This window comes from Nonomuraea sp. NPDC050733, assembly GCF_040654215.1.
GTDB lineage: Bacteria > Actinomycetota > Actinomycetes > Streptosporangiales > Streptosporangiaceae > Nonomuraea.
The window spans coordinates 50,802-60,678 of record NZ_JBFAHO010000045.1 but is presented as its reverse complement, the minus strand read 5'-3'; the positions used below and the strand labels follow the sequence as shown (position 1 = coordinate 60,678).

The window sequence follows — 9,877 nt, the reverse complement described above, 5'->3', positions numbered from 1 at the left end:
GGCCCCCCGCGCGCCCCCCCCCCCGGCGGCCGCCGCTCCTCGCGTTGTGCGCCCAGCATGGGCGACTGCCTGGGAGCGAAAGGTTCCCGGAGGAAAGGGTGGTGCCAACTCCGAGCCGGGGGCAAGGGCGTCGTCGTGAAGCGGGGTCTGGAGGAAGCCTGAGGCGAACTTTGCACCGATGGACACCAACCGCGTATGAGGCCGGATGAGTCTGGGTGAGCCCGCACCCGAGGGCGAAGCCGGTATTTCGTGACGAACACCAAAAGCGGGCATGAGGGTGGTGGACGACGTGCCGTCAGACGCGCACATCGGGATTCGGCTTCCACTGCGGCGACATGAACCGAACGATACGATCATGTTGTGGAGAACAGGGCTCGGGCCAGGGCGCATGTGGCGCGACTTGACCTCAACGCGACGCAGGCTGCCGTGCTGGACGGCCAAGCCCACACCGCCCGCGCCTTGTGGAACCTCCTGCATGAGTACGTCACCTTCCGCCAGGGTCGCTTCGCCACCGTCAAGGAGTGTGACGTGGCGATTCGAACGGCGCGAAGAGATCGACTGGATGGGGCGGTTGCCCGCCCAGGCCGCCCAGGCGGTGTTGAAGACCTACCGGCAAGCCTGGGCCAACTACCTCAACCCCAATCACCCGGCCCGGCGCCCCACGTACAAGACCCGCCGCAGTCGGATGGCGGTGGACGTGCCTCAAGCCCGCGATCTGCGCATCACCGCATCGCGGTGAGCGGGTCGGGATCGACCGGGGTATCACGGTTGCGTTGGCGTTGTCGGACGCCACGATCCGCGAGCACGGTCCATGGCTGAGCGGCGGGCAGCGGGAACGCCTACGCCGGTTGGAGCGCAAAGCCGCCCGCCAGAAGGCATCCCGCCGCATGGGAACGCCTAGCTCCAAGCGGATCATGCGCACCTACGGCCAGATTGCCAGGCTTCGCGCGACAGCCAAGCGCAGGGCCGTCGACTGGCAGCACCAAACCACCACCGAACTCGCCGCTACCTTCAGCGTGATCGTGGTAGAGGACCTGCGGATCATCCGCATGGTCCGCTCCGCGAAGGGCACCGCTCAGGCGCCCGGCCGCAACGTTGCCCAAAAGGCCGGGCTGAACCGGGCCATCAGCGAACAGGCGTGGGGTCGCACAGTGGCCCTGCTCACCTACAAGGCCGCCGATCGCGGCGGCCAGGTGGTGAAGGTCCCGCCGCCGGAACTTCGCAGACCTGTCACCGGTGCGGGCACCGTGATGCGGCCGCTCGCGTCAGTCAGGCGGTGATCTCCTGTACCAGCCCTGCCTGCGGCTGGATCGGCAACGCCGACCACAACGCCGCGATCAATATCGCAAACGCCGCAGGAACTGCGGTGTCAGGACGTGGAGACCTCAGGGATACCCGGTCGGTGAAGCGTCAACCCCCGTACGCCGCCTGACCGCGACGCGACGGGAGAGTCTCCGGCCTTTCAAGCCGGAGAGGAGTTCAAAATTTCGCGTTCTTCACCGTCCTCGCGCTCACGCCGTTCATCCTCGGCATGTCGCCGTACGGCATCGGCGCCGTCTTCTTCGGCTGGGGCGTCTGCGTGGCGCTGGCCTCCGTCCTCGGTGCGCCACCGCTCCAGCGGCGCATCGGCTCCGTGAACGTGCTGCACCTCGCGCTCGCCCTGCTCGCCGTGCTCCAGATCGGCATCGCCGTGTCGGCCGGCGCCGGCGCCCGCACCGGGATCATCGTCTGCACGATCCTGTCCGGCATCCCGATCGGCCTCAACAACACCGTCTTCACGGAGTCGGCCATGGAGGTCTCCGACGCGCCCCGGCCCGTCGCCTCCGCCGGCTACAACTTCGTCCGCTGGATGGGCGGCGCGCTCGCCCCGTTCATCGCCACCAAGCTGGGCGAGGAGATCGGCGTCACCGTGCCGTACGTCCTCGGCGCCCTCTGCTGCGCGGCCGGCATGACCGTCCTGTACGCCCGCCGCCACCACCTGCGGTCCCTGACGCGCGTGGACCTCGGCCACACCGTCCACGAGGTGGCCACCGCCTGATCCCGGCGTGCCGTGGCGCGATCGGGCGCCCGCCCGATCCCCGGCGGAAGACACCGCCCCACGGTGGTGTTGAATGAACCGGACCCCGCACCCCGACGGAAGGACGACCGTGCCCGCCACCGTGCCCGCCAGCGTGCCCGCCAGTGAGCCCGCCGGAGCGCCCGCGAGCCGCCCGCCCACCATCGGGGTGCTCGCCCTGCAGGGCGACGTGCGCGAGCACCTGCGGATGCTCACCGAGGCCGGCGCGACGGCCGTCGCCGTGCGCAGGCCGGCCGAGCTGGCGGCCGTCGACGGGCTCGTCATCCCCGGCGGGGAGTCCACCACGATGTGGAAGCTCGCCGACACCTTCGAGCTGCTCGAACCCCTGCGCGGGCGCGTCAAGGCCGGCATGCCCGCCTACGGCTCCTGCGCCGGCATGATCATGCTCGCCGACCGCATCGAGGACGGCGTGTCCGGCCAGCAGACCATCGGCGGCATCGACATGGTCGTCCGGCGCAACGCCTTCGGCCGCCAGGTCGACTCCTTCGAGGCCGACCTCGACTTCGCGGGCGAGCCCGTGCACGCGGTGTTCATCCGCGCTCCCTGGGTCGAATCCGTCGGACCGGACGTCAAGGTGCTGGGCATGGCCGAGCCTGGGGATAGGATCGTCGCGGTCCGTCAAGGGCCGTTGCTCGCGACCTCGTTCCACCCGGAGCTCACGGGGGACACGCGGGTGCACCGATACTTCGTAGACATGGTGAGGGAGCTCTAGGTAATGTCCGGCCACTCCAAATGGGCGACGACGAAGCACAAGAAGGCCGCGCTCGACGCCAAGCGCGGCAAGCTGTTCGCGAAGCTCATCAAGAACATCGAGGTGGCGGCCCGGACCGGTGGCCCTGACCCCGACGCCAACCCCACCCTCTTCGACGCCATCTTCAAGGCGAAGAAGAACTCCGTGCCCAACGACAACATCGAGCGGGCCCGCAAGCGGGGCGGCGGCCTGGAGGCCGGCGGCGCCGACTGGCAGACCATCATGTACGAGGGCTACGCGCCCGGCGGCGTCGCGGTGCTCATCGAGTGCCTCACCGACAACCGCAACCGCGCCGCCTCCGAGGTGCGCGTCGCGCTGACCCGCAACGGCGGCTCCCTGGCCGACCCGGGCTCGGTGTCGTACATGTTCAACCGCAAGGGCGTCGTGATCGTGCCCAAGAACGGCCTCGACGAGGACACCGTCCTGATGGCCGTGCTCGACGCGGGCGCCGAGGAGGTCAACGACCTGGGCGACTCCTTCGAGGTCGTCTCCGAGGCCGGCGACCTCGTCCCCGTGCGCAAGGCGCTGCAGGAGGCCGGCATCGACTACGACTCGGCCGAGTCGGGCTTCATGCCGACCATGACGGTGCCGCTCGACGAGGACGGCGCCCGCAAGGTGTTCCGCCTCATCGACGCGCTGGAGGACAGCGACGACGTCCAGAACGTCTTCGCCAACTTCGACGTCTCCGACGACATCATGGAGAAGCTGGAGGCCTGAGCCTCCCGCTTCCCTCCAGCCCCGGAGCCGCCCGCACACGGGCGGCTCTCCGGGACGCTACGGGGCGCCTTGCCCCACCGAAGCCGGGAACGCCTTCCGGGATGCCCGGGACCGCTTTGCGGCCTCCCGGGAGCCCTCCAGGCCGTTCCCCGGGCCGGGCACCCGCATCTCCGGCGTCCACGGCGTGCAGGGCGCTCCGAGATCGGCGTAGGGTCGGGGGACGTGACCTCCGACAGCCTTCCCCGACCCCCGTCCTCCCCACTCGGCTGGGTGCTCCTCATGCCCGCCGGGCTCGGGATGCTGATCACGCTGCTGCTGCCCACCGTCCAGACGATCCAGCTCAGTCTGCAGTCCGGCGGCACGCTCACCCCTCTCACCTTCGTGGGCCTGGACAACTACACGCGCCTACTCGGCTCGGGTGACGCGTTCTGGGGCGCCCTGGGGTTCAGCCTGTCGCTGGTGCTCGTGCCCCTGCCGGTCGCGCTGGTCGCGGGGCCGCTGCTCGCGATGGCGCTCGACCGGGCCGGCACCGGGCTCCGGCGCGCCGGCCTGGTCGTGCTGTCGCTCGCCCCCGTGGTCTTCTCCCCGGCCGCCGTCGCCGTCGCCTGGCTGCACGGCCTCACCGAGGGCGCCTCCGGGCCGGTCACGCTCGTCAACGCGCTCCGCGACCCCGCCACGGCCCCGGGCGGGCTGCGGCTGATCCTCGGCGCCGCCACGTTCGGCGTCGTGTGCGCGCTGGCCGTGATGGCGTTCCTTCCGGCGCTGCGCGGCGGCGCCGTGACGCGCAGCATGCTCGCGGTGGGCGCCGTCGTCGCGCTCGCCACGGTCGCGGCGGCCCTCCAGACCTTCACCGTCACGACGGTCATGACGCGAGTCTCCCGGTCCACGCGGACCCTCGCGGGCCTCCAGTACACCGAGGCGTTCGTCCAGGCCCGGCCGGGCCTGGGCGCGGCCGTCGCAACGCTCACGGGAATCACCCTGGGCGTGCTCGGCCTCGTGGCGGCGGTCATCGTGGTGGCGACCGGCGTCCGCCTCTGGGTCACCCCGAAGGGCCCCGCCCTGCCGTACGAGCCGGAGGACGCCCCGGCGGGCCCCGGCGCCTTCGCCGTACCGGCCGGGGCCTCCGGCCCCTCCGCCCCGCCCGGCCCCTCCGCCCCGCCCGGCGCGTACGCCTCCTCCGGTCCTGTCCCCGCCGGCCACGGGCCCGGGACGACCGGGTACGGCCCCGCGTCCACCACGGGCGCGTCCCCGTACGGCGCGCGCCACGGCTCCTCCGAGGAGCCGGACGGCGGCGGGCGAGGCGTCTCCGCCGCGGGGCGGGCCACCGGCATCGCCGCCGTCGTCGCCTACGCCGCCGTCACCCTCGCCCTCACCTGGCCCTGGCTCACGGCCCTCACCAGAGCCTCCGACGGGCGGGAGGGCGGCATCGCCACCCAGGTCAACACGTGGGTTCCCGCCCTCGTCGGCGCCGTGGTCTCCGTGGGCGTCGCCTACCTGGGCGCCCTGGGCATCGGCGGGCTGCGGCCCCTCGGCCGGCGCAGCGAGTGGCTGCTGCTCCTGTTCGCGCCCTGGCTGTTCGTCGGCGTCGGCCCGCTCAGCGTGGCCGGCTGGAACGACATCCGCAACATGGGCCTGATCGACACCTTCGTCTCCCTCGTACCACCGGTGCTGGTCAGCGTCCCGTGCCTGTTCGTGCTCACGCTGCTGTGCAAGGGGCTGGCCGAGCGCTCCGGCGGCGACTTCGCCGGCGGCGTGGTGATGCCGTCGCTGCCCATGGCCGCCGTGCTCGTCGGCGTCGTCACCCTCCTCAACGGCCAGGACCTCCTCTGGCCGCTCCTCGTCGTCCACGACCCCGGTCTGACCACCGCCCCCGCCGCCCAGTTCCTCAGCATCAGCGAGTACGGCGGCGTGGCCGACGCCGGCCTGTCCACGCCGCTGCCGGTCATGCTGGTCGCGCTGCTCGCCGCCGGCGCCGCCCAGGTGCTGTACCTGCACCGCCTGGCCATCGGCGCGGGGACGCCACGGGCCGGTTCGCGGAACCCCTCGTCCGCTGCGTAGGTTGTCCCATTGTGGAGATTCGCGACCTCACCCCCGATGACATCGACGCCATGCTCGACGTCCGCAGGCGCTCGTTCGGACCGGTCCCGCCCGCCGAGCGGGAGAGCTGGCGCGCCCTCGCCACCCCCGACCTGAACGGGGGCCGCTACCTGGGCGTGTTCGACGGCGGCAGGCTGGCCGGAGCCGCCAGGGTGCGGGGCTTCACCCAGTGGTGGCACGGCAGGCCGCAGCCCCTCGCGGGCGTCGCGGCCGTCACGGTCAACCCCGAGTACCGGGGGAGGGGCGTCGGCACCATGCTCATGCGGGCCGTCGTCGGCAGGGCGGCCGAGCTGGGCGACGCGGTCTCCGCGCTCTACCCGGCCACCACCCCCGTCTACCGGGCGACGGGATACGAGCACGCGGGCGCCCAGCACCTGGTCACCATCCCCACCGAGGCGCTGCGCACGATCAGGCCGTCGGGCGACGTGCCGGTGCGCCGCATGGACGCCCGCGACGCGGCCGAGGTCGTCGCCCTGCTGCACCGCCTGCACGGCGAGGCCCGCGCCTCCGGCCCGATCTCCCGGGACGAGCGGACCTGGGCCCACTGGCTGGGCCGCGAGGACGACTTCCTCTACCTGGCCCCCGACGGCTACGCCGTGTACCGCTGGGACGGCGACCGCATGCGCGTCGACAACCTCGTCGCCGGCTCCGAGGAGACCGCCCGCGCCCTGTGGTCGCTGGTCGGCTCCGCCTCCTCGGTCGCCAAGACCGTCACGGCCGTGCTGGCCCCGGACGACCCCGTCCGCTGGCTGCTGCGCGAGCGGTCGGAGGAGGAGGTCACGATGGTGCGGTGGATGTTCCGGGTGATCGACGTGGCGGCGGCGGTGGAGCGCAGGGGATTCCCGGCCGGCGCGACGCTGGACACGACGGTCGAGGTCGAGGACCCGGTACGCCCCGGCAACACCGGGCGCTGGCGGATCACGGTCTCCGGCGGCCGGGGCGAGGCCAAGGCCCTGTCCGCCGACGCGGGCGCCGGCGCCGGGCCCGCCCTCGGCATCAACGGCCTGTCCGCGCTCTACGCCGGGATCCCCACGGCGACGCTGCGCCGCAGCGGCCTCCTGTCCGGGGACGACGCGCACGACGAGGCCCTGGACACCGCCTTCGCCGCCCAGCCGTACATGCTCGACTACTTCTGACGAACCCCGCCGGCGCGCCCCTCGTGCGGAGGAGCGACCCCCCGCGCGGACGGGCGTCCGGCCGTCTCCCCGCCGGGCGGCCGTCATCCCGCGCGCGGGCGTTTCCCGGTGCGCGGGCACGTCAGCCGGGGTAGAGTCTCGTGCCGAACACCTGTTCGGCGGACGCGAACGGACGCTGCGACAGGCGGACGTGACGGGCGCCGTGACGGGCGGACGTGACGAGCGCCGTGACGGGTGGACGTGACGGGCGCCGTGACAGGCGGCGGGCGAGAACGAGCGGGAGGCGCGACGGTGCGAGTGATGGGCGTCGACCCGGGACTGACCCGGTGCGGCGTGGGAGCGGTCGAGGGTCGTCCGGGCGCGCCGCTGTCCCTGGTGGCCGTCGGGGTGGTGCGCACCGGAGCCGACGAGGAGCTGGGCGCGCGCCTGGTCGGCATCGAGGCCGGCATCGAGCAGTGGCTCGACGAGGTGCGGCCCGACGCCGTCGCGGTCGAGCGGGTCTTCAGCCAGCACAACGTCCGCACCGTCATGGGCACCGCGCAGGCCGCCGGCATCGCCGTCCTCTGCGCCGCCCGGCGCGGCCTGCCGGTCGCCCTGCACACGCCGTCCGAGGTCAAGGCCGCCATCACCGGCAGCGGCACGGCCGACAAGAAGCAGATCGGCGCCATGGTGACCCGGCTGCTGCGGCTCAAGGAGATGCCGAAGCCCGCCGACGCCGCCGACGCCCTCGCCCTGGCCATCTGCCACGTGTGGCGCGGCGGCGCCCAGCACCGCCTGGCCCAGGCACTGGCCACCGCAGGCCGTACCGGGACGACAAGCCGTACGGGGACGACAAGCCGAACCGGCGCGGCCGGCCGTACCGGTGCCGGACGTGAGAAGGACGTGACGCCGTGATCGCCTCAGTGGCCGGCCGGGTCGCCGCCATCGCGCCCGACGGCGCGGTGATCGAGGTCGGCGGCGTCGGCATCCTCACTCACTGCACGCCCGGCACGCTGGCCCGGCTCAAGGTCGGGGAGGAGGCGCGGCTGTCCACGTCGCTGGTGGTGCGCGAGGAGTCCCTCACCCTGTACGGGTTCGCCACCGAGGACGAGCGGGCCGTGTTCGAGCTGCTCCAGACGGCCAGCGGCGTCGGACCCAAGCTGGCCCTGGCCATGCTCGCCGTCCACACGCCCCACGCGCTGCGCGTCGCCGTCGCCGCCGCCGACCTCAAGGCCCTCACCAAGGTGCCCGGCATCGGCCAGAAGGGCGCCCAGCGCATCGTGCTGGAGCTCAAGGACCGCCTCGGCACGCCCGCCGCCGCCGTCGACGCCGCGCTCAACGGCGACCGCCCCGCCCCGCTGTGGCGCGAGCAGGTCCACTCCGGGCTCGTGGGCCTCGGCTACTCCGCCAAGGACGCCGACGAGGCGATCCTCGCCGTCGAGCCGCAGGCCGAGGCCGACGCCGCCGAGGGCCGCGAGCCGCAGGTCGCCGCGCTCCTCAAGTCCGCCCTGCGTGCCCTGAGCGTCCGATGACCCCACCGCCCCCGGCCCTGTCCCCGACGGCACCGCCCCTGACAGCATCGTCCTTGACCCGGCCGCTCCCGATCACGCCCGCGACGGCAGCACTCGCGATCATGTCGCTCCCGATCATGCCGCCCCCGAGCCCGTCGCGCCGGGCACCGGCCCACGGCCGCCCGGGGCCGCGTTCCGGAGGACCCGGCGAGCCCTGGAGGGGCACGGAGGGCGCGGGTGCCGTACTCTCGCAGAGCCCCCGCACCCGACGCGGCGGGGCAGAGCGCGCGCGGCCGGCCGTGAGCCCGGCCGCAAGGCGGAGCGCGAGGCCGAGCGTGACGCGGACCGTGAGGGGGACGGGGAAGTGAGCCTGGATCGGGACCTCGTGTCGCCCGACGCCGAAGGCGACGAGCTGCAGATCGAGGCGGCGCTACGCCCCAAGAAGCTCAGCGAGTTCATCGGCCAGGGCCGCGTCCGCGAGCAGCTCTCACTCGTGCTGGAGAGCGCCCTGCGGCGCAACCGGCCGCCCGACCACGTGCTGATGAGCGGATCTCCCGGACTCGGCAAGACCACACTGGCTATGATCATCGCGGCCGAGCTGAGCGCCCCGCTCCGCATCACCTCGGGGCCCGCCCTGGAGCGGGCCGGTGACCTCGCGGCCATCCTGTCGACGCTGGCCGAGGGCGAGGTGCTGTTCATCGACGAGATCCACCGGATGGCCCGGCCCGCCGAGGAGATGCTCTACCTCGCGATGGAGGACTTCCGGGTCGACATCGTCGTCGGCAAGGGGCCCGGCGCGACCGCCATCCCGCTCGAGATCGCGCCGTTCACCCTGGTCGGCGCGACCACCCGGGCCGGGCTGCTGCCCGCCCCGCTGCGCGACCGCTTCGGCTTCACCGCCCACATGGACTTCTACGAGGTCGACGAGCTGGAGCAGGTGCTCCACCGCTCGTCGCGGCTGCTGGGCGTGGCCCTGCCCCCCGAGGGCGCCTACGAGATCGCCCGCCGCTCACGCGGCACGCCCCGCATCGCCAACCGGCTGCTGCGCCGGGTGCGCGACTTCGCCGACGTGCGCGCCGGCGGCGTCATCGACCGCGACGTCGCCTCCGCCGCCCTCGACCTGTACGAGGTGGACGCCGAAGGGCTCGACCGGCTCGACCGGGCGGTGCTCGGGGTGCTGCTGCGCAAGTTCGGCGGCGGACCGGTCGGCCTGTCCACACTGGCCGTCGCGGTGGGGGAGGAGCCCGAGACCGTCGAAGTGGTCGCCGAGCCGTTCCTCGTACGGCAGGGCCTGCTGGCCAGGACCCCGCGCGGCCGGGTCGCGACCGCCGCGGCCTGGCAACACCTCGGTTTGACGCCACCCCCCGACGCCTTCGGAGCACCGCTTTTCGACTGATTACAGAACGGTTGCAACCGTTTCAAATTGGGAACTTCCCCGCGCGGCGAAACGCTGCCTCGTTGCCGCGTTTCGCAACAACGGCCTACACTCCGTGGCTTGGCTGGCTGTGTAGGCTGACGGGCTGAGCGGCGCGGCCCCGGAGGCACCGCCCGGAATTTCCGGCGCGACGCCGGTGTCAACTTCTTGTACGACAATGGAAGGTCGCCCCTT

General features: G+C 73.1%; 10 protein-coding genes and 1 pseudogene. All 11 read left to right on the top strand.

Going from position 1 to position 9,877, the window contains the following annotated elements:
• Window positions 1-523: 523 nt before the first annotated feature.
• Complete coding sequence (locus AB0H64_RS38945; RefSeq protein WP_357635185.1) at window positions 524-739, top strand: hypothetical protein; 216 nt, start codon at window positions 524-526, stop codon at window positions 737-739.
• Between the two features lie 34 nt (window positions 740-773).
• Window positions 774-1,001: pseudogene (locus AB0H64_RS38940) on the top strand (RNA-guided endonuclease TnpB family protein); the annotation flags it as partial.
• Window positions 1,002-1,138: 137 nt separating this feature from the next.
• Window positions 1,139-1,432 carry a zinc ribbon domain-containing protein gene (locus AB0H64_RS38935; protein WP_357635182.1) on the top strand — a complete coding sequence of 98 codons (294 nt, stop codon included), beginning with the start codon at window positions 1,139-1,141 and terminating at the stop codon, window positions 1,430-1,432.
• Between the two features lie 99 nt (window positions 1,433-1,531).
• Entirely contained in the window at window positions 1,532-2,038 is a 507-nt protein-coding gene (locus AB0H64_RS38930) for a hypothetical protein (RefSeq protein WP_357635179.1), read from the top strand.
• Between the two features lie 73 nt (window positions 2,039-2,111).
• Window positions 2,112-2,789, top strand: coding sequence for a pyridoxal 5'-phosphate synthase glutaminase subunit PdxT (pdxT, locus tag AB0H64_RS38925; protein ID WP_357635177.1), 678 nt, complete (start codon window positions 2,112-2,114; stop codon window positions 2,787-2,789).
• A gap of 3 nt (window positions 2,790-2,792) precedes the next feature.
• Window positions 2,793-3,545, top strand: coding sequence for a YebC/PmpR family DNA-binding transcriptional regulator (locus AB0H64_RS38920; protein ID WP_357635174.1), 753 nt, complete (start codon window positions 2,793-2,795; stop codon window positions 3,543-3,545).
• 222 nt (window positions 3,546-3,767) lie between these two features.
• Entirely contained in the window at window positions 3,768-5,603 is a 1,836-nt protein-coding gene (locus tag AB0H64_RS38915) for a hypothetical protein (protein WP_357635171.1), read from the top strand.
• 11 nt (window positions 5,604-5,614) lie between these two features.
• Window positions 5,615-6,778 (top strand): GNAT family N-acetyltransferase, encoded by a 1,164-nt coding sequence (locus tag AB0H64_RS38910; RefSeq protein ID WP_357635168.1) that lies wholly within the window; start codon window positions 5,615-5,617, stop codon window positions 6,776-6,778.
• A 291-nt stretch (window positions 6,779-7,069) separates the two neighbouring features.
• Window positions 7,070-7,672: a crossover junction endodeoxyribonuclease RuvC gene (gene ruvC, locus AB0H64_RS38905; RefSeq protein ID WP_357635166.1), complete on the top strand. Its 603-nt coding sequence runs from the start codon at window positions 7,070-7,072 to the stop codon at window positions 7,670-7,672.
• Window positions 7,669-8,289, top strand: coding sequence for a Holliday junction branch migration protein RuvA (ruvA, locus tag AB0H64_RS38900; protein WP_357635163.1), 621 nt, complete (start codon window positions 7,669-7,671; stop codon window positions 8,287-8,289). The genes ruvC and ruvA overlap by 4 nt, the downstream gene beginning before the upstream one ends.
• Before the next feature lie 343 nt (window positions 8,290-8,632).
• Window positions 8,633-9,664 (top strand): Holliday junction branch migration DNA helicase RuvB, encoded by a 1,032-nt coding sequence (gene ruvB / locus AB0H64_RS38895; protein ID WP_357635161.1) that lies wholly within the window; start codon window positions 8,633-8,635, stop codon window positions 9,662-9,664.
• Window positions 9,665-9,877: the final 213 nt, after the last annotated feature.

Bases quoted from the DNA above. Each gene is read 5' to 3' on its own strand.
- AB0H64_RS38930 (WP_357635179.1), top strand. From the start codon at position 1,532: ATGTCGCCGTACGGCATCGGCGCCGTCTTCTTCGGCTGGGGCGTCTGC.
- pdxT (WP_357635177.1), top strand. From the start codon at position 2,112: ATGAACCGGACCCCGCACCCCGACGGAAGGACGACCGTGCCCGCCACC.
- AB0H64_RS38920 (WP_357635174.1), top strand. From the start codon at position 2,793: ATGTCCGGCCACTCCAAATGGGCGACGACGAAGCACAAGAAGGCCGCG.